The 19,361-nt window shown below is 65.0% G+C and carries 18 protein-coding genes; 9 read left to right on the top strand and 9 right to left on the bottom strand.

The annotated features are described in order from the left end of the window. The first annotated feature begins 19 nt into the window (after window positions 1–19). From F467_RS0102255 to F467_RS0102240, 4 genes are all read left to right on the top strand, one after another. The gene (locus F467_RS0102255; RefSeq protein ID WP_018139759.1) at window positions 20–1,060 is read left to right on the top strand and encodes a sensor histidine kinase; all 1,041 of its coding nucleotides are present in this window, start codon (window positions 20–22) and stop codon (window positions 1,058–1,060) included. Beyond that, window positions 1,050–1,775, top strand: coding sequence for a LytTR family DNA-binding domain-containing protein (locus F467_RS0102250; protein WP_018139758.1), 726 nt, complete (start codon window positions 1,050–1,052; stop codon window positions 1,773–1,775). The genes F467_RS0102255 and F467_RS0102250 overlap by 11 nt, the downstream gene beginning before the upstream one ends. A gap of 94 nt (window positions 1,776–1,869) precedes the next feature. Further along, window positions 1,870–2,817: a hydroxymethylbilane synthase gene (hemC, locus tag F467_RS0102245; protein WP_081601235.1), complete on the top strand. Its 948-nt coding sequence runs from the start codon at window positions 1,870–1,872 to the stop codon at window positions 2,815–2,817. 2 nt (window positions 2,818–2,819) lie between these two features. Continuing rightward, window positions 2,820–3,635, top strand: coding sequence for a uroporphyrinogen-III synthase (locus F467_RS0102240; protein WP_012981427.1), 816 nt, complete (start codon window positions 2,820–2,822; stop codon window positions 3,633–3,635). Between the two features lie 19 nt (window positions 3,636–3,654). Here F467_RS0102240 and F467_RS0102235 read toward each other — a convergent pair whose 3' ends face one another. Continuing rightward, complete coding sequence (locus F467_RS0102235) at window positions 3,655–4,683, bottom strand: CDP-6-deoxy-delta-3,4-glucoseen reductase (protein ID WP_018139756.1); 1,029 nt, start codon at window positions 4,681–4,683, stop codon at window positions 3,655–3,657. A 158-nt stretch (window positions 4,684–4,841) separates the two neighbouring features. Here F467_RS0102235 and F467_RS0102230 point away from each other — a divergent pair, with 158 nt between their 5' ends. Next, window positions 4,842–5,414, top strand: coding sequence for a hypothetical protein (locus tag F467_RS0102230; RefSeq protein WP_018139755.1), 573 nt, complete (start codon window positions 4,842–4,844; stop codon window positions 5,412–5,414). A gap of 25 nt (window positions 5,415–5,439) precedes the next feature. Here the strand turns inward: F467_RS0102230 and ubiD are convergent, their stop codons facing one another. The 8 genes from ubiD to dnaA all read right to left on the bottom strand — a co-directional run bounded on the left by ubiD (window position 5,440) and on the right by dnaA (window position 16,720). After that, a complete protein-coding gene (gene ubiD, locus F467_RS0102225) occupies window positions 5,440–6,903 on the bottom strand; it encodes a 4-hydroxy-3-polyprenylbenzoate decarboxylase (protein ID WP_018139754.1) in 1,464 nt (487 codons plus the stop codon). 33 nt (window positions 6,904–6,936) lie between these two features. Further along, window positions 6,937–7,704, bottom strand: coding sequence for an exodeoxyribonuclease III (gene xth, locus F467_RS0102220; RefSeq protein WP_018139753.1), 768 nt, complete (start codon window positions 7,702–7,704; stop codon window positions 6,937–6,939). Then, on the bottom strand, window positions 7,701–9,749 hold the full coding sequence (locus F467_RS0102215; protein WP_018175070.1) for a M3 family metallopeptidase: 2,049 nt from the start codon (window positions 9,747–9,749) through the stop codon (window positions 7,701–7,703). The genes xth and F467_RS0102215 overlap by 4 nt, the downstream gene beginning before the upstream one ends. A 114-nt stretch (window positions 9,750–9,863) precedes the next feature. After that, a complete protein-coding gene (locus tag F467_RS0102210) occupies window positions 9,864–10,394 on the bottom strand; it encodes a hypothetical protein (RefSeq protein ID WP_018139750.1) in 531 nt (176 codons plus the stop codon). A gap of 6 nt (window positions 10,395–10,400) precedes the next feature. Then, window positions 10,401–12,833, bottom strand: coding sequence for a DNA topoisomerase (ATP-hydrolyzing) subunit B (gyrB, locus tag F467_RS0102205; RefSeq protein WP_018139749.1), 2,433 nt, complete (start codon window positions 12,831–12,833; stop codon window positions 10,401–10,403). A 66-nt stretch (window positions 12,834–12,899) separates the two neighbouring features. Continuing rightward, window positions 12,900–13,973, bottom strand: coding sequence for a DNA replication/repair protein RecF (locus tag F467_RS0102200; RefSeq protein ID WP_081601234.1), 1,074 nt, complete (start codon window positions 13,971–13,973; stop codon window positions 12,900–12,902). A 23-nt stretch (window positions 13,974–13,996) separates the two neighbouring features. Then, complete coding sequence (gene dnaN / locus F467_RS0102195; RefSeq protein ID WP_018139747.1) at window positions 13,997–15,100, bottom strand: DNA polymerase III subunit beta; 1,104 nt, start codon at window positions 15,098–15,100, stop codon at window positions 13,997–13,999. Between the two features lie 252 nt (window positions 15,101–15,352). Next, window positions 15,353–16,720, bottom strand: coding sequence for a chromosomal replication initiator protein DnaA (gene dnaA, locus F467_RS0102190; RefSeq protein ID WP_012981417.1), 1,368 nt, complete (start codon window positions 16,718–16,720; stop codon window positions 15,353–15,355). A 151-nt stretch (window positions 16,721–16,871) separates the two neighbouring features. On the opposite strand from dnaA, the gene rpmH reads away from it, so the two are divergent. The 4 genes from rpmH to yidC are packed head-to-tail and all read left to right on the top strand — an operon-like array spanning window position 16,872 to window position 19,354. After that, window positions 16,872–17,012 carry a 50S ribosomal protein L34 gene (gene rpmH / locus F467_RS0102185; protein ID WP_012983964.1) on the top strand — a complete coding sequence of 47 codons (141 nt, stop codon included), beginning with the start codon at window positions 16,872–16,874 and terminating at the stop codon, window positions 17,010–17,012. Window positions 17,013–17,034: 22 nt separating this feature from the next. Further along, complete coding sequence (rnpA, locus tag F467_RS0102180; RefSeq protein ID WP_018139746.1) at window positions 17,035–17,385, top strand: ribonuclease P protein component; 351 nt, start codon at window positions 17,035–17,037, stop codon at window positions 17,383–17,385. Beyond that, window positions 17,382–17,639 (top strand): membrane protein insertion efficiency factor YidD, encoded by a 258-nt coding sequence (gene yidD, locus F467_RS0102175; RefSeq protein WP_018139745.1) that lies wholly within the window; start codon window positions 17,382–17,384, stop codon window positions 17,637–17,639. The genes rnpA and yidD overlap by 4 nt, the downstream gene beginning before the upstream one ends. Window positions 17,640–17,647: 8 nt before the next feature. Continuing rightward, a complete protein-coding gene (yidC, locus tag F467_RS0102170) occupies window positions 17,648–19,354 on the top strand; it encodes a membrane protein insertase YidC (protein ID WP_038049808.1) in 1,707 nt (568 codons plus the stop codon). Window positions 19,355–19,361 lie beyond the last annotated feature (7 nt).

Raw genomic sequence — 19,361 nt, 5'->3', positions numbered from 1 at the left:
CCCGGAGGGGAGACGGGTCGTGAAGGCACCTGCGCCGGACGACGAGACCACCGAACTGGCGAAACAATCGCCGCTGCCGGATTTCTGCAGCGCCGAGACGCTGTTGCGCGTGCTGATGGTCGCGGTACTGCTGGCCCTGGCCGTAACTCTGCTGCGCGGAGGCGGGCAGGACTGGGTGCCGGGGCTCGCCCTGCATGCGCTGTTCATCTTCTGGGTCGCGCTGACCAGCCTGCTGATCCTGTGCGCCGGCAAGCGGCTGCTGGTGCGCCTGCCCTTGTGGGGCCAGATCGTCCTGCCCCCGCTGGTGCCGATCGCCAACACGGCGGCGGTCTTTCTGGGGGCCGAGGGCCTGCAGCTGGCCGATCCGGCCTGGCGCTGGCCGGCGATCGCGGTGGCCACGATCCTGAGCCTGGTGGCGATGCATTACCTCTACCTGCAGGCGGCCTGGCAGCGCGAGACCCGGGCCGTCTCCCGCGCCCGCGAGCAGGCGATGCGCGCGCGGCTGCGGCCGCACTTTCTCTACAACAGCATGAACACCATTGCCGGGCTGTGCCGCAGCGAACCCGCGCGCGCGGAGCAGATCACGCTGGATCTGGCCGATCTCTTTCGCGCCACCTTCGCGACCGCGGATCGCCAGTCCCTGCGCGCGGAGCTGGAGCTGGTGCGAGCTTTCCTGAATATCGAGCAGACGCGTTTTGGCGAGCGCCTGGAGGTGGAATGGGACTGTCCGGACCAGGCCGGTCTGGACGTCAGCGTGCCCACCCTGATCCTGCAGCCGCTGGCGGAAAACGCGATTCAGCACGGGATCGGACCGGCCCGGGGTCCCGGCTTTGTGCGCGTTCGCTGTCGGCTCGACTCCGGGACAGTGATGCTGTCATTGACCAACAGTGTCGACCCGGACGCGCACAGCGAGGGGACCGGCACCGCCAGCGAGGCCGTGCGCCTGCGCCTGCACCATGCGTTTGGTGATCGGTGTCGCTTCGAAACCGTGGCCCGGAAGCGCGAGTTCGAAGTCCGCATTCGCCTGCCACTGGAACGGGGGAATCAACATGTCGAGTGAAGCCTTGCGCGTCCTGATCGTGGACGACGAACCGATTGCGCGTCAGCGCCTGGCCGGGATGGTCAACGACGCCGGACATCAGGTGATTGGCCAGGCGGCCGAGGCGATCAGCGCACGCGACGCCATCACCCGCGAGGCACCCGATCTGGTGCTGCTGGATGTCGAGATGCCCGGTGAGTCGGGCATGGAGCTGGCCGCCGAGATCGGCGCCCGGCGACCCGACCTGATGGTGATCCTGGTCACCGCACACGAGCAGTTCAGCCTGGACGCCTTCGAGGCCGGCGTGCGCGACTACGTGCTCAAGCCCGTGCGCGGCGAGCGCCTGACCCAGGCCCTGGAGCGCGCGGCCCGGCACAAGGCCGGCTCTTCGGCACCCGCTCCACGGACGGTTCGCCTGACCATCGGGCGGCGCGAGGAACGCGTGGCCCTGGACCGTATCGCCTACTTCACGGCCGAAGACGGCTATGTGATTGCGCGCGGTGAACAGCTCGAGGGGTTTGTGGATACGCGACTGCACGAACTGGAATCCCGGTTCGGCGATGCCCTCCTGTGCGTGCGCCGCGGCTGTCTGGTGGTACGCACGGCGATCCGGGGGCTGGAGACGCGCGGCCCGGCCGATCACCGCCTGCTGTTTCATGGTCAGCTCGATCCGGTCGCCGTCAGCCGCCGCCAGCTGCCGCAGGTACGGGCCTTCCTGCGCGGCGATCTCCCATAACGGAACCCGGTAGCCCCGCGATCCGGGAGGGTTCGGGCCACTGCGCCGAAACCGTTATACTACGGCGCTTTATTCTCCAGCCGCCGGACCCCGCATGAAACCCCTGCGTATCGCCACTCGAAAAAGCCCGCTCGCCATGTGGCAGGCGGAACATGTCGCCGCGCGCCTGCGGGGCCTGCACCCGGATCTTCCGGTGGAACTGGTCGGCATGACGACCCAGGGCGATCGCGTGCTCGACTCCCCGCTGGCCCGTATCGGCGGCAAGGGGCTGTTCGTGAAGGAGCTGGAGGTCGCAATGCTGGAGGATCGTGCGGACATCGCGGTCCATTCGGTCAAGGACGTGCCCATGGAGCTGCCGACGGACCTGGTGCTACCGGTGATCCTCGACCGGGAAGATCCGCTGGATGCGTTCGTCTCCAACACCTATGCCCATGTCGACGAGCTGCCCCAGGGCGCGCGCGTGGGTTCGTCCAGCCTGCGCCGGCAGTGCCAGCTGCGGGCACGGCGGCCGGACCTGAAGATCACCGATCTGCGCGGCAACGTGAACACCCGGCTGGGCAAGCTGGATGCCGGCGAGTACGACGCGATCCTGCTGGCGGCGGCCGGACTGAAGCGCCTTGGGTTCGACGAGCGCATCCGCGCCCGGCTGGAACCGGCTGTCAGCCTGCCGGCGGTGGGCCAGGGGGCAATCGCCATCGAGTGCCGCGAGAACGACCCGGAGATCGCGGCGCTGATCGCACCCCTGAACGACCGCGACACCTCCGACCGCGTGCGTGCAGAACGCGCGTTCAATCGCCGCCTGGAGGGCGGCTGCCAGGTCCCTCTGGCCGCCCACGCAACCCTGGACGGCGACCGGCTCCGCCTGGACGGTCTGGTCGGCGCCGTCGATGGCAGCCAGCTCCTGCGACGGCAGGTGGAAGGGCCGCGCGGCGACGCGGAGGCCCTCGGGGTACAGCTGGCCGAACAACTGCTGGAACTGGGGGCTGGCGAGCTGCTGGCCGCCGCCCACGCCGAGAACGCAGCCTCCACGAAAGGATCCTGAAAATGGCCGAGCTGGATATCATGAAGCCCACCGCGGACGGCCCCCTGAACGGCTGCGGGATCCTGGTCACGCGGCCGGCGGCGCAGGCAGAGGAGTTCTGCACCTTGCTGGCTGGCGATGGCGCCGAGGTGATCCGCTTTCCGGTGCTGGAGATCCTGGCGCCCAGCGACCCGACCGACCTGCGCGCGGTACTGAATCAGCTGGATAATTTCGATATTGCGGTCTTTATCAGCCCGAACGCGGTGCAGCGGGTGCTGAACCTGGCGCTGGCCGACCGCACCTGGCCCGAAGGGACGCGAATCGCAGCCATCGGCAACCGCACCGCGAAGGAGCTGAAGGGCTTCGGGCTGAACGTGGATATCGCCCCGCCGCGGCGCTTCGACAGCGAGGCGTTGCTGGAACAGCCGGCGATGCAGGACGTGGCCGGCCAGCGCGTGGTGATCTTTCGCGGCGACGGCGGGCGCGAATACCTCGGCGATACGCTGAAGTCGCGCGGCGCGGAGGTCACCTTTGCCGAGGCCTATCGGCGCGGGCGCCCGGAGGGCGATACCGGCGCGCTGATGTATGCGTTCTCGCGCGACCAGATCGACATCATCACGATCACCAGTGGCGAGGGGCTGCGCAATCTCTACGAGATGGTCGGCAAGCTCGGGCGCATGTGGCTGCGCAAGACACCGCTGGTGGTGGGTTCCGAACGGATCGGCGAGATCGCCCACGAGCTGGGGTTCAAGGCCGCCGTAGAGGTCGCAGAGGACCCGACTGACGCCGCGATGCAGCAGGCGGTGCACCGCCTGGCCGCGCAACTCGCGACCAGCTGATCAGCGGGGTCGCGCGCCCCTATTCGTGGGGCGCGGCCGGCTCGAAGCTGTCGTAGTAGAGCTGTTCGGTCGGCAGGCCCGCGGCGAGGAAGGCATTGGTCGCCGCCTCGATCATCGCCGGCGGACCGGCCATGTAGACATCGAAGCCGGACAGGTCGGGGTATTCGGCCAGTACCGCATCGTGTGGCCAGCCCGCGACAGCCGGGAACCCGCCCGCCGTGTCCGCCGGCACATCGGAGAGCACCGGCGTAAAACGAAAATGCTCACCGTGTTCGGCGCTCATGCGGCCGAGCCAATCGGGGGCGTAAATCCCTTCTGCACTGCGCGCGCCCCAGAACAGGTGGTGCGGGCGGTCGAAGCCCTCGACCGCCAGATGGTCCAGCATCCCCTTGAGCGGGCCGAAGCCCGTGCCACCACCAACGAACAGGCGCGGCCGCTCCGATTCCTCGTCGACAAAGAACGTGCCGAGCGGCCCCTCGATCCGTAACAGCGCCTTGGGCTGCATCTCCTCGAACACCATCTTCGAGAAGCGCCCACCCTCCAGGTTGCGCACATGCAGGACCAGCTGTTCGTCGTCATGCGGGGCATTGGCCAGCGAGTAGCTACGGCGCCCGCCGCCCTTGAGCAGGACATCCAGGTACTGTCCGGCGAGGAACTGCATGCGCTCGGTTGCGGGGAGCTGAAGACGCAGCTCCATGACATCGTCGGCCAGGCGGTTCAGCTGCGCGACACGACAGGGCAGCGTCTTCACGACGATATCCTTGGCCGCGCCGATCTCGCGCACCTCGATCTCCAGGTCATCCACCGGGACCGCCTGGCAGAACAGGGCCCAGCCATCGGCCAGTTCGGCCTCGGTAATGCCCGGCGGCTTTTTCGGCCCGTGGTCCACTTCGCCCGCGAGGACGCGCCCCTTGCAGGATCCGCAGGCGCCGTTACGGCAGCCATAGGGAAACGCAAACCCCTGGCGCAACGCGGCCTCGAGTACGGTCTCGTCGTCTTCGACCTCGAGTTGCTGCCCGCTGGGCTGGATGATCACGTCAAAGGCCATGCGCTGCTCCCGCTGCTGGTCCAACAAGGGGGCCTATTGTCTCCACGGTCCGGGCGAACGCAAGCAACCCCGGAAGCCGCATGTAGCGGTCCCGGGGTGCATTCCATGGACGGGATGGGGCAGACTCGGGGGCGCCAATCACAGGCAGGGAGAAAGGAATGCAAGGAGAAAAATGGACAGCCGCACTGGCCGCCGTCGGGGTGATGGTTCTGGGCGGATGTGCAGCCAACGAAACCCGTGACACGACGACCGATGCAGGGGCCGAAGCCGCTGCCGAGGTCACCGATCCGGAGGTGATCGTCGCGGTCCCGGAGCGGTTCGCCTACAGCGACGATGCAACGGTGTCCGAAGCCATTCGCCGCGAATGCGAGCTGGAGGAGCGCTTCCCCGGCTTCGTGCAGGAGTTCGGGGCTCGCCATGATGTCCGCGTGGAATCCGGCGCGGACGTGAGCCCCGGGGATGCTGGAAAGGTACTGGTGGTGGAGATCACCCAGGCCCGCAATGACGGCAGCGCCTGGTCCGGACACCGGTCCCTGGCGGAGGCCGAGGGCACGCTGTACGAGAACGGCGAGGCGGTGGCTGACTTCACCTCACGCCGGGTGTCTGGCGGCGGGGCATTCGGCGGGTTCAAGGGCAGCTGCGCGGTGATGGGTCGCACGGTACGGGCCATGGGCGCCGACATCGCGGCCTGGGTGCGGCTACCCGAGGACGGCGCACACCTGGGCAACTAGGGGCCGGGCGGGGCTGTGGCGACGGCTACAGCCCCAGCTCGTCCCAGAGGGCATCCACCCGCTCACGTACGGCCGGATCCATGGTGATCGGTCGGCCCCACTCGCGATCGGTCTCGCCCGGCCACTTGGAGGTCGCGTCCATACCCATCTTGGAGCCCAGCCCCGAGACGGGTGAGGCAAAATCCAGGTAGTCGATCGGCGTGTTCTCCACCAGCGTCGTGTCACGCGCAGGGTCCATGCGCGTGGTAATCGCCCAGATTACATCGTTCCACTCGCGCGTGTTCACGTCATCATCGACGACGATCACGAATTTTGTATACATGAACTGGCGCAGGAACGACCACACCCCCATCATCACGCGCTTCGCGTGGCCCGGGTACTGCTTGCGCATGGAAACCACCGCCATACGGTAGGAGCAACCCTCAGGCGGCAGGTAGAAGTCCACAATCTCCGGAAACTGCTTCTGCAGGATCGGGATGAAGACCTCGTTCAGGGCAACCCCCAGGACCGCCGGTTCATCGGGCGGACGCCCGGTATAGGTGGAGTGATAGATCGGCTGTTCACGGTGGGTGATACGGTCGATGGTGAACACCGGGAACTCGTCCACCTCGTTGTAGTACCCCGTGTGATCGCCGAACGGGCCCTCGGGCGCGGTTTCGCCGGGGTGGATATGGCCCTCCAGCACGAACTCGGCGGATGCCGGGACCTCGAGATCGGAGCCGATGCAGCGGGTGACCTCCGTGCGGCTGCCGCGCAGCAGCCCGGCAAAGGCGTATTCCGACAGCGTATCCGGCACGGGCGTGACCGCGCCGAGGATGGTCGCAGGATCGGCCCCCAGGGCCACCGCAATGGGGAACGGCTCACCTGGATGGGCCTGGCACCATTCCCGGTAGTCCAGCGCGCCCCCGCGATGCGACAGCCAGCGCATGATCACACGGTTGCGGCCGATCACCTGCTGACGGTAGATGCCGAGGTTCTGCCGCGACTTCTCCGGCCCGCGGGTCACGACCAGGCCCCAGGTGATCAGCGGCCCGGCATCCCCCGGCCAGCAGGTCTGCACCGGCAGGGTGGACAGGTCCACGTCGTCGCCTTCGATCACATGGCGCTGGCAGGCGGCCCCGCGCGTCTTCTTGGGCGCCATGTCGAGCACCTTGCGAAACACAGGCAGCTGTTCCCAGGCCGCCTTCAGGCCCTTGGGCGGGTCCGGCTGCTTGAGAAAGGCCAGCAGCCGGCCGACCTCGCGCAGGGCCTCGACCGAGTCCTCGCCCATGCCCATGGCCACCCGTTCCGGCGTGCCGAACAGGTTAGCCAGGACCGGGATATCGGAACCCTTGGGGTTCTCGAACAGCAACGCGGGTCCGCCGGCGCGCAGGACACGATCGGCGATCTCGGTCATCTCGAGGTTCGGGTCGATCTCGGTGGTGATGCGCTTGAGCTCGCCGCGGGCCTCTAGCCCGTCGATGAAGTCACGCAGGTCCCTGTATTTCAAAGGTGTCTCCCAGGGCGCGGCCGTCGGCCGGGCCTAGTCGCTGAATTCGGCCCAGACGGGGGCGTGGTCGGAGGGCCGTTCCCAGCCGCGGGGCTCGCGGTCGATCCCGGCAGCGGTCAGGCGTTTTTGCAGTGCGGGGCTGGCGAGGACCAGGTCAATCCGAAGGCCGCGGTTGCGCCGGAAGGAAGCGGCGCGGTAATCGAACCAGGAGAATTCCTCTTCCGGCTGCTCGAACGCTCGGAAGGTGTCCGCGAGACCAAGGTCCGTGAGGGCCGCCAGGGCCTCCCGTTCCGGGGTCGAGCACAGGATACGCTCGTGCCAGGCCTCGGGGTCGTGCACGTCGCGGTCTTCCGGGGCGATGTTGAAATCGCCCAGCACCACGAGGTTCGGGTAGGTCTCGATCTCGGCGGCCAGCCAGGCGCGCATGCGTGCCAGCCAGTCGAGCTTGTAGGCGTACTTTTCGGTCCCGACATTTTCGCCGTTCACCACATAGAGGTTCACGATACGGATATCGCCGATCGTGGCCGCCAGGATGCGGCGCTGGGCGTCCTCCAGCCCCGGCGGATCAGTGACGACGTCCGTTGCCTGTGTACGCGAGAGGATGGCCACGCCGTTGTAGGTCTTCTGGCCGGAGTAGACCACCTCGTAACCGGCATCCTGGATCGCACTGACCGGGAAGTTCTCGTCGGTTAGCTTGGTTTCCTGCAAGGCGAGGATGTCCGTGCGCGAGCTACCCAGCCAGTCGAGGACCTGGGGCAGGCGGACCTTCAGGGAGTTGACGTTCCAGCTGGCGATCTTCACGCGGCGTTCTCCAGTCCGCTGTGCCGCAGCAGGGCGTCGATCTCGGGGTCACGACCGCGGAAGGCCCGGAAGGAGTCGGCGGCTGGACGAGAGGCTCCGACCTCCAGGATCTCGCGCAGATAGGCTGCACCGACCTCGGGCGAGAACAGACCCTCTTCCTCGAATCGTGCAAAGGCATCGGCGGACAGGACCTCCGCCCACTTGTAGCTGTAGTAACCCGCCGCATAGCCTCCGGCAAAGATATGGGCAAAGCCATGGGGGAAGCGGTTGAACGCCGGCGGACGGACCACCGCGACCTCGTCACGCACCGTCTCCAGGAGGTCGAGGATGGCCTGGGCGCTGTCGGGTGCCGGCCCCGCGTGCAGGCGCATATCGAACAGGGAGAACTCGACCTGTCGCAGGAGCTGCAGCGCGGCATGGAAGTGGCGGGTATCGACGAGGCGCTGATAGAGGTCATCCGGCATGGGCTCGCCGGTCTCGTAATGAAGGGCGAACAGATCCAGGGCCTCGCGCTCCCAGCACCAGTTCTCCATGAACTGGCTTGGCAGTTCGACGGCGTCCCACTCGACGCCATTGATCCCGGCGATCTCGGGCTCGTTCACGCGTGTGAGCATGTGGTGGAGGCCATGGCCGAACTCGTGGAACAGGGTGATCACCTCGTCGTGGGTAAACAGCGCAGGCTTGCCATCCACGGGCGGGGTGGAGTTGCAGGTCATGAAGGCGACCGGGACCTGCTGGGCCTCTGCCGAGACAAAACGCTGGCGGCAGACATCCATCCAGGCACCGCCTCGCTTGTTCTTGCGGGCGTAGAGATCAAAGTAGAAACCCGCACGTTCGACGCCGTTCGCGTCAACGACTCGATAGTAGCGAACGTCGTCATGCCAGCTTTCGACAGTCGGGTCGGCCTCGAAATGCACGCCGAACAGGCGCTCGACCAGGCGAAACAGGCCTTCCACCGCCTGGCTGGCGGGGAAATAGGGCTTCAGCATTTCCTGGCTCAGTCCAAGACGCCGCTCACGCATCTTCTCGGCGGCATAGGCCATATCCCAGGCTTCCAGGGAGTCGAGCCCGAGCTCATCGCGGGCGAAGGCACGCAGCCCGTCCAGATCCTGTTCGGCCCGGGGACGTGCCCGCTGGGCGAGGTCCTGCAGAAAGGTATCGACCTGACCGGCGTTCTCGGCCATCTTGGTCGCCAGTGAGCGCTCCGCGTAGTGCGCAAATCCCGTGATGCGCGCCTTCTCCTCCCGCAGCTGGAGGATTTCGACCATGACCTCGCTGTTGTCGAAGCGACCTTCATCGGGGCCCTGGTCAGATGCGCGGGTCGCGAAGGCCTCGTAGACGCGGCGGCGAAGCTGGCGGTTGTCAGCATGGCTCATCACCGCGAAATAGCTTGGGAAATCCAGTGTGACGACGTAACCGGTCTGCTCGTGGGCGCGGGCGTTCTGGGCCAACATGGCCTGTTCTGCTGCGGGTATGCCGACAAGTTCGTCCTGATTGTCGGTCTGCCAGGTCCAGGACTGGGTCGCATCGAGGACGTTCTCCTCGAATCGCGCCGTGAGTGCGGACAGACGGGCATCGATTTCCCGCAAGCGGGCGCGCGCATCCTCGGGGAGATCGACACCACTGAGGTGGAAATCACGCAGGGCGTCATCAATTACCTTGCGTCGCTCGGGCGCGAGCTGGGGGTATTCCGGGCCATCGGCCAGGCGGCGAAAGGCGGCATACAGCCCCTGATGCTGCGACACCCAGCTCCCAAACTCGGACAACTTGGGCAGGCAGGCATTGTATGCCTGGCGCAGCTCCGGACTGTTCATCACCGCATTAAGATGTCCGACCGGTGCCCATACCTGAGAGAGACGGGCATCCAGGTGCTGCAAAGGCGCCACAAGTCCGTCCCAGGTCGGGGCGTCGCCAGCCTGGGCGACGAGCTGTTCGATCCCGTCGCGATTCTCCTGAAGGACGGTGTCGATAGCGGGGAGAACGTGTGCCGGGACGATGGATCGAAACGCGGGCAGGCGATCCGTTTGCAGCAGAGGGTTGGTCACGTGGACTCCAGATTCGAGTAGGACGGGAATTATGCCATTCGGACCACAGGCCCGGGAGGGTGTTCCGCCGTTGCGAGACTCCATCGAACCGGTCGCTGGAGGGTGCTGGAAAGGCTAGGCAGGATTGTCCGGATCGGAGGATGGGGGTTGCAAGGGTGTGTAACGGCCCATTCCGGCGAGCCAGGCGAGCGGTGCGTAGAAGGGCGAGCGGCAGGTGTGCCGATACGTCTGCAGGGCGGCGTTATAGCGAATCAGGGTGTCGCGAATGGCCTGATCCAGAGCGACGACCCGTCGCGTCGACTCGTCCAAACTTTCTCTATTAATATCAATAGGTTGTTGGTATATCGAGTCCCACAGGGCGCGGATTTCGCGCTCCGCTTCGGCGACGGTGGTCAGGTCGCCCCGGCGACGAGCCGTCTCCTGACGCTGCAAGGATCGGTGCAGATCCTGGACGGCCGGTGGTCCGCTGTCAGCTTGGATGCAGACCTTCTGCAAGTGGCCGTTGCGCTGCACAAGAAGGCGCTCCAGTTGATCCCAGGTGCCGACCACTTGGCGTTCCTGGACGGCCAGATGGGAGTACAAGCGCGCAATGCCCAGAGTCAGACCCACGAGCCCGGCGATCGTGACGATGACGAAGATCGCCATCCGGGATCAGACGTCAACGTTCTCCGCGCTCAGAGCTCGGCTTTCGATGAAGTCCCGGCGCGGTTCGACCTGATCCCCCATCAGGGTGGTGAAGATTTCGTCCGCGCGGATCGCATCCTCTACCCGGACCTGGAGCAGGCGACGGGTTTCGGGATTCATCGTCGTTTCCCAGAGCTGATCCGGATTCATCTCGCCCAGGCCCTTGTAACGCTGGGTGGCCAGGCCCCGGCGGCCCTCCTGGAGCAGCCATTCCATGGCCTCGGAAAAGCCCTGGATGCGGTGAACGCGTTCGCCTCGCTTGATGTAGGCACCAGACTCAAGCAGGGCATTGAGGCGGGCAGAGAGGTCCAGGATCGTCTGGAAATCGCGCGAGGCGAGCGTATCGTCGGTGATGTACTGCGACAACGCGGCGCCGTGCTCGAGACGATCCAGGCTCAGCTGGGCGTGACCGTCGACATTGTTAACCGGACCCAGGCTGTAGCGGGTAGCACCGGCGCGATCACTGGAGATAGACTCCAGGATGCGCGAGAACCAGGCTTGAACTTCTGGGTTGGTGACGCTGCGCGGCTCGGGAATCGCGTCGGCCTCGAGCATGGCCCAGAGGATGCGCGAGTCGTACAGACGTCCGAGCCGCTCGACCGCGCGGGCGGCCTTCTGGTAGCCCTTCACCAGTTCTTCGAAGGCCTCGCCCGTGACGGGCGGGGCGTCCGGACCCGGATGCAGCGCGGCGCCGTCCAGGGCAAGCGAGACCACGATTTCGCCCATCTCGGCTTCGTCGCGGACGTATTGCTCGCGCTTGCCGCGCTTGATCTTGTATAGCGGCGGCTGCGCGATATAGACGTGGCCACGCTCGATCAGCTCGGGCATCTGACGGAAGAAGAAAGTCAGCAGCAGGGTGCGGATGTGCGATCCGTCCACGTCCGCGTCGGTCATGATGATGATGCGGTGGTAGCGCAGCTTGTCCGGATCGTATTCGTCCTTCCCGATCCCGCAACCCAGCGCCGTAATCAGGGTCCCGACCTCGGCGGATCCGAGCATGCGATCAAAGCGTGCTCGCTCGACATTTAGGATCTTCCCCTTCAACGGCAGGATCGCCTGGAAATGCCGATCCCGTCCCTGTTTGGCAGAACCGCCCGCTGAGTCGCCCTCCACCAGGTAGAGTTCCGAATGCGCCGGATCCTTTTCCTGGCAATCGGCCAGCTTGCCGGGCAAGCCGGCGATGTCCAGCGCACCCTTGCGGCGCGTCACCTCGCGCGCCTTGCGAGCCGCCTCGCGCGCACGCGCCGCCTCGAGAACCTTGTCGGTGATCGCCTTGGCCTCGGGAGGGTTCTCCAGCAGGAAGTTGGTCAGTGCATCGGACAAGACGCTCTCGACGATCGGCTTGACCTCTGAGGAGACCAGCTTGTCCTTGGTCTGGGATGAAAACTTCGGGTCCGGGACCTTGACCGAGAGTACAGCGGTCAAGCCCTCACGCATATCATCCCCGGCGGTGGCGACCTTGGCCTTCTTGATCAGCCCCTCTTTCTCCAGGTACTGATTGACCGTACGCGTGAGCGCCGCGCGGAAACCGGCCATATGGGTGCCGCCATCGCGCTGCGGAATGTTATTGGTGTAGCAGAAGATGTTCTCCTGATAGGAGTCGTTCCACTGCAGCGCGACCTCGACGACGTAGTCATCCTCGCGTGTCTGGTTCGCGTAGATCACGGTGGGATGCAACGCCGTCTTCTTCTGATTCAGGTGCTCGACAAACGCACGAATACCGCCCTCGAACAGGAAGGTCTCTTCGCGGTTGTCGCGTTGGTCGCGCAGGGTAATCCGGACACCGGAATTCAGGAATGAGAGCTCGCGAAGGCGTTTGGCGAGGATCTCGTAGTGGAATTCGATGTCGGTGAAGATTTCGTCACTGGGGCGGAACCAGATCCTGGTGCCAGTCCGATCGGTGGGGCCTGCGACCGCCAATGGGGCATCAGGTACACCGAGATGATAGATCTGCTCGTGACGCTGGCCGGCACGATGGATCTCCAATCGGAGCTCTTCCGACAGGGCATTCACGACCGATACCCCGACGCCGTGCAGGCCCCCGGACACCTTGTAGGAGTTGTTATCGAACTTACCGCCGGCGTGGAGGACCGTCAGGATCACTTCTGCGGCGGACGTGCCCTCTTCCTCATGGATATCCACCGGGATACCGCGCCCGTTATCCGAGACCGACACCGCGTTGTCTTCGTGGATCGTGACCTCGATGGTGTCGCAATGGCCGGCAAGGGCCTCGTCAATCGAGTTATCGACGACCTCGAACACCATGTGGTGGAGACCGGTCCCGTCATCGGTATCCCCGATGTACATGCCAGGGCGCTTGCGCACGGCATCCAGGCCCTTGAGCACACGGATCTGGGAAGAATCGTAGGTTTCGGGGTCGAGCGGTTCAGATTCGGACATGGATTACGGCATCCGGCGGGTAACAGACACTGCAGTATAACGCAAAGGCGGGGGCCGGGGCGCGGCTCAGTCCGGGGTCACCACACCATGTTCCACGTGAAACAATCGCGTGGATCGCCCACCCTCCAGCCCGGGGATACGCGACTCGACTGCGGTGACCAGTACCTGCCACCCGAAGTTCTGGAGGCCGCACATCAACCCTTCCACCGCATCCACATCCAGTTCCGAAACCACATCATCCAGTAGCACGACCGGTGCCCTACCGGCCTCACGTTCGAGCATCCTGGCCTGCCCGCCGGTCAACGCCGTGATCAGCCTTTTTTGTTCACCCCGCGACGCCTCCGCCGCCACCCGACCATCAAAGCGGAGGTCGATGTCTGCGCGTTGCGGCCCGACCTGTCCGAAGCCCCTCTCTTCGTCCGAGGCCCGGCTGCGTGCAATTGCGTCCGAGAGCGGACGATCCCGTTCCCAGCCAACACGAAGGTGCACCTGGAAGCCTTCCAGGCGCTGCGAAAATCCGAAGGCCCGCGCCGCCTCCGCAGTGCTGCTCTCCCAGCGATCGATATAGGCCTGTCGCGCCTGCGTGATGATCTCACCGGCGGCGACTAGCGGGCGTTCAAATTCTCGCGCCGCACGACGATCGCCCTTGCGCAAAGCGGCGTTGCGTTGCTCGTGCGCCCGCCTCCATTGCTGCCAGTGCCACCGATACCCCTGAACGGAATGAAAGCAACCCCAATCGAGCAAACGGCGCCGTTCCTCCGGCGATCCCGTGAGCAGCTCAAAGGATCCCGCATGCAGCACCCGGACCGGCAGCCACTCCGCAACGCTGGCATGCCCTTCCATCCATCGCCCGTCGACCCGCGACCGCCGTGTGCCTTCCCAGCTCACGCCCAGGCGATGCTCACCTCCACGCAGGTCACGCACCCGCCCCCCGATCCACAGGCCCTTCTCGCCTGACCGAACGACCCGACGAAGCTGCGGCGTCCGGAACGATCGTCCCGCGGCAAGCACATGACAGGCCTCCAGCACCGACGTCTTGCCTGCGCCATTTGGACCCACGAGCCGGTTGATACCTTTGCCCGGCTCGAACGTCTGCTCCGAGAGATTTCGCACCCCCCTCCACCACAGGGCTTCCAGCACGGCGTCTGTTCGCCCGGTCGCGACTACAGGCGCATCGGCATCACGACGTAACGCGCGCCACCCGTAGGATCGGCCTGCACCAGGATCGAGGAGTTCCCGTCCCGCAGCCCGATCCGGACCTGATCGGTTTCAATGGCATTGAGGACATCGACCAGGTATCCGAGGTTGAATCCGATCTCCATCGGCGGGCCCTGATACTCGGCTTCGACTGACTCCTGGGCCTCTTCACGATCCGCGTTGTGGGTCATGACCTGACAGCCCTGATCGCCAAGCGTCATCCGCACCCCGCGGTACTTGTCCGACGCGACGATGGATACGCGTGCCAGTGCCTGCTTGAGACGCTCGCGTTCCACCGTCAGGGTCGCCGGAAGGTCCGCTGGAATCACGCGCTCGTAATCCGGGAACCGCCCTTCGATCACCTTGCTGCGCAGCACCGCATTCCCAAGATCGAACAGCACCTGATCCTCACTGAACCCGACGCGAACTGGTACATCGTCGTCCGACAGGTTGCGGCGCAGCTCCGCGATCGTCTTGCGCGGCACGATCTTCTCGATCCGTCCATCGATCGCCTGGTCAAGCTCGGCCTCGGCCAGTGCCAGTCGATGCCCGTCGGTTGCCACCGCGCGCAGGCTGTGACCACTGGCTACCAACAGCAATCCCTGAAGGTAATAGCGAACGTCCTGCTGCGCCATCGAAAACATCGTCGCCTCAAGCAACCGACGCAGCCGGTTCTGCGGGATGTCCAGGGTCCACTCCGAGCTCTTGCTCTCCCAGTCGGGGAAATCCGCACCCGGCAACGTGGCCAGACTGAAACGCGAGCCAGCGAACCCCACGGACATCCGTTCTCCATCGATCGTCGCCCGGATCTCGCTGTCTTCCGGTGCCGCCTTTACCACATCCAGCAGCTTGCGTACCGATACTGTCACGTCGCACTCGCCGGGGATGGTTCCCGTCGCCTCACCTTGCCAGGCCAGTTCCAGGTCGGTGGTATCCATGCGAATGCCGCCCCGTTCATCCGGTCGCAAGCGCACGTTGCCGAGGATCGGCATCGTCAAACGTTTCTCGGCCGCCCCGACAATCCGTTGCAGGGCGTCAGTCATCGCTTCGCGCTGGAAAGAGAGTTCCATGGCGGTGTCCTGTAATTGGGTTTAAGTAATTTAAAACTGATGATAATAAGGTCCGCTTCTCCCTGTGCGGAAAACCTTTAACCAATTGATTTGTCGACTTTTATTATTCAAAAAACGGCTTTCAAACCTCTGTATCGCCTGTGTCTATCCTGTGGATGAAATCAGGCACCAAAAATTTACGCTGACTGCGCACGACTTCCCCCCATCTTATCCACAGCTTGTTCGGTCAACCTGCAGGGATGTGCGTCAGCGTCAGCTGCTCAGGGTCCGCAGCAGATTTGCATAGTCTTCATCCAGGCTCGCATCCGCCTCGCGCAACTCGACGATCTTGCGACAGGCATGAATGACCGTCGTATGGTCCCGTCCGCCGAAGGCCTGGCCGATCTCCGGCAGGCTGTGCTGCGTGAGTTCCTTCGCGAGTGCCATCGCCATCTGGCGCGGTCGAGCCACCGAGCGGCTGCGGCGAGTGGAGAGCAGATCCGCCACCTTGATGCGGTAGTAATCGGCCACGGTCTTCTGGATGTTCTCCAAGGTGATCAGCTTGTTCTGGACGGCGAGCAGGTCGCGCAGCGCCTCTTTGGCGAAGTCCAGGGTGATCGGTTTGCCGGTGAAATGCGCGTTCGCGATGACCCGGCGAAGCGACCCCTCCAGCTCCCGGATGTTGGACCGGATGCGCTTGCCCATGAAAAAGGCGACCTCGGTTGGCAACTCGATCCCGGCCTGTTCCGCCTTGCGCTGCAGGATGGCCACGCGCGTCTCCAGCTCCGGGGGTTCGATGGCGATGGTCAGGCCCCAGCCAAAACGTGATTTCAGCCGTTCCTCAAGCCCCTCGACCTCCTTCGGATAACGGTCCGAGGTCAGGATGATCTGCTGCTGACCTTCAAGCAACGCGTTGAATGTATGAAAAAATTCTTCCTGGGAACGTTCCTTGTTCGCAAAGAACTGGATGTCGTCGATCAGGAGGGCATCGGCCGTGCGATAGTGCTGCTTGAAGTCGTCGATCGCGTTGTGCTGCAGCGCCTTGATCATGTCGGCGACGAAGCGCTCGGAGTGCAGGTAGATGATCCGGCCTTCCGGCAGCCGGCTCAGGATGCTGTTGCCGATCGCGTGCATAAGATGGGTCTTGCCCAGGCCTACGCCGCCATAGATGAACAGCGGGTTGTACGCGACCCCCGGGTTCTCGGCCACCTGCAGACTGGCCGCGCGCGCCAGTTGATTCGATTTGCCCTCGACGAAGGTGTCGAAGGTGAAGGCCGGGTTCAGGTTGCTGACCGGCCCCTTGGGGACCGCTGCTCGCCGCGCTGGCGCGCTCGCGGGTGCCCGTGAAGGTGCGGAGCCTTCGGGCTCCGCGGCGGTCCACTCCGTCCCCCCGATCCCCAGGCGAACGCGTTGCCTATCGGTCTCTTCGGTGCCGGGGCGCAGTTCGCTGACGGCCTCTTCGATGGAACTCAGGAGATGGTCGCGGACATGTTCGAAGACAAACTGGTTGGGTGCCAGCAGGCGCAAGGCCCCGGCTTCCTCCTCGGCGTGCAGGGGTCGCAGCCAGGTATTCAGCTGCTGCTCACTCACACGACCCTGCAGGCGATCCAGACAGGCTGTCCACAGGGTATTGGCAGTCACACGCGGGTCTCCGGGATCACGAGGGTTCGGGGGCCCCTGAGTCTACGCCGATGGTGACCCCGTGCGCTAGCCAAGTCTCGCTCGCTGATTGACTTCGCGCACGGTTGACGGTAGTTTTCTCCGCCCTTTATCCCATTGTCCGAGATTCGTCATGAAGCGCACCTTTCAACCGAGTCGGCTTGTCCGCGCCCGTACCCACGGCTTCCGTGCCCGCATGGCCACCCGTGGCGGTCGCAAGGTCCTGAACGCCCGTCGCGCCAAAGGCCGCAAGCGTCTCTGCCCGACCAACTGATCGCGCTGTCCGGCTGGCCATCATGACCGCCGGGGCGCAGGGCTTCCCGCGCCAGGCGCGTTTGCTGGTCGGTGCTGATTACCGGCACGTCTTCGCCGACGCGCGTCCGATCCGTGGCCGCTATTTGACGCTGCTGTACCGTGCCCGCGAGGGCGGCGGCGAGCCCCGGTTGGGGCTCGCGATCGCCAAGCGCCATGTGCGCAACGCCACGGATCGCAACCGGGTCAAGCGCATCGCGCGCGAGGCCTTCCGCCAACGCCGCGCGGCGCTGCCACCTGTGGACCTGATTGTCCTGGCCCGCGCCGCTGCGGGCACCTGTGACCGACGGGCCCTGCGCTCGGAGATGGAAACGCTGCTGGATCGCCTGCAATGACCCTTGTACGCAAGATTGCCCTGTTGCCGATTCGGGCCTATCAGTACGGCATCTCCCCGTTCATGGCGCCGCATTGCCGGCATTACCCGACGTGCTCGGCCTACACCGTCGAGGCGGTGGAAAAACACGGCGTCGCACGCGGCTTCTGGCTCGGACTGCGGCGCATTCTGCGTTGCCACCCGTGGTCCCCCGGGGGCTATGACCCCGTGCCGGAACCCCATCTGTCCGCCCACTCGCATCGATCCCGGAAATAGTCGCGCTCATGGATAACTTGCGTCCCCTTTTGTGGCTCAGCCTGGCCTTTGTCCTGTTCCTGATGTGGCAGGCCTGGAACCAGGACTACGGCACCCCTGCCCAGCCGGAAACGGCCGAGCAAGAGGCGGAGGATCCCGATGCCCGCCCGGAGGATGTCCCCGACGCGCCCCAGTTCGAGGACGAGGACGATCCACGTGCCGCCGCCGCGGATGTGTCCGAGATCAGCCCGATCCAGGAGCCGGATCGTCGCCAGTTCACCGTCCGCACCGACAAGCACGAGCTGCTGATCGACACCCGTGGCGGCACCATCCTGCGCGCAGACCTGCTGCAGTATCCGCGCGATCTGCAGGATGACCCGCTGGTTCCGGTTCGCCTGTTTGACCACCGCGTGCGCGGCTACGTGGCTCAGAGTGGCCTGACGCACGACCGCGTCAACGACCGCGCGATGGAGGGGCGGGCCCCCTCGCACCACGCCAATTTCGAGGTTGACGGCGACCACTTCGAGATGGCCGAGGGCGACGATACCCTTCAGGTCCCGATGCGCTGGGTCTCGGACGATGGCGAGATCGAGGTCATCAAGACCTACACCTTTACCCGCGGGACTCATCTGATCGAGGTGGGTTACGAGGTCCGCAACCAGGGCGATTCCACCTGGAGTGGGCGCCAGTATCGACAGTTGCGCCACGGGCCGACCCCGGACCGCGAGTCCTGGTGGTTGTATACGTTCACGGGGGCCGCGTATTTCGACGGCAGTTACCAGCGGGAGCGTTTCGAGTCGCTCGCCGACGACCCCATCCAGCAACGCCTGCATGGCGGCTGGGTCGCGATGATCCAGCACTATTTCGTCTCTGCCTGGGTCCCGGGCGATGACGAGGTGAACGCGCTGTATGCCCGCGCCGTGCCTGGCGAGGTTGGCGAGGAATACCTGATCGGCCTGCACTCGGCCGAGCCCCTGACCGTGCGCCCGGGCGAGAGCGGGCAGCTCCAGACCCGACTGTGGGTTGGACCGAAGCTCCAGGACGAGCTTTCCCAGATCGCCCAGGGCCTGGAACTGACCGTCGACTACGGGATGTTCACCTTCCTGGCCAAGCCGCTGTTCTGGCTGCTGGATCTGATCCACAGCGTCGTCGGCAACTGGGGCTGGTCGATCGTGCTGCTCACCATCCTGATCAAGCTCGCGTTCTTCAAGCTGTCCGCCACCAGCTATCGCTCGATGGCGCGCATGCGCAAGGTTGCGCCCAAGCTGCAGGCCCTGAAGGAACGCTACAAGGACGACAAGCAGCGCATGAACCAGGCGCTGATGGAGTTGTACAAGAAGGAGAAGATCAACCCGCTGGGTGGCTGTCTCCCGATCCTGGTGCAGATCCCGGTGTTCATCGCCCTGTACTGGGTGCTGCTGGAGAGCGTGGAACTGCGTCAGGCCCCGTGGTGGCTGTGGATCCAGGATCTGTCCTCGCGTGATCCGTACTTCATCCTGCCGATCCTGATGGGCGTGTCCATGTTCGTGCAGTACAAGCTGAACCCGCCGCCGATGGACCCGGTGCAGCAGAAGATCTTCATGGCGCTGCCATTCGTGTTCACGATCTTCTTCGCCTTCTTCCCGGCGGGCCTGGTGCTGTACTGGTTCACCAACAACCTGTTCTCCATCGCCCAGCAGTGGTACATCACGCGCAAGATCGAGGGCGGCGAGGACCCGGACAAGCAGAAGAGCTGACCGGGCC

Source organism: Thioalkalivibrio sp. ALJ12, assembly GCF_000378305.1.
Classification (GTDB): Bacteria; Pseudomonadota; Gammaproteobacteria; order Ectothiorhodospirales; family Ectothiorhodospiraceae; genus Thioalkalivibrio.
This window is presented reverse-complemented; position numbering and strand designations above follow the sequence as displayed.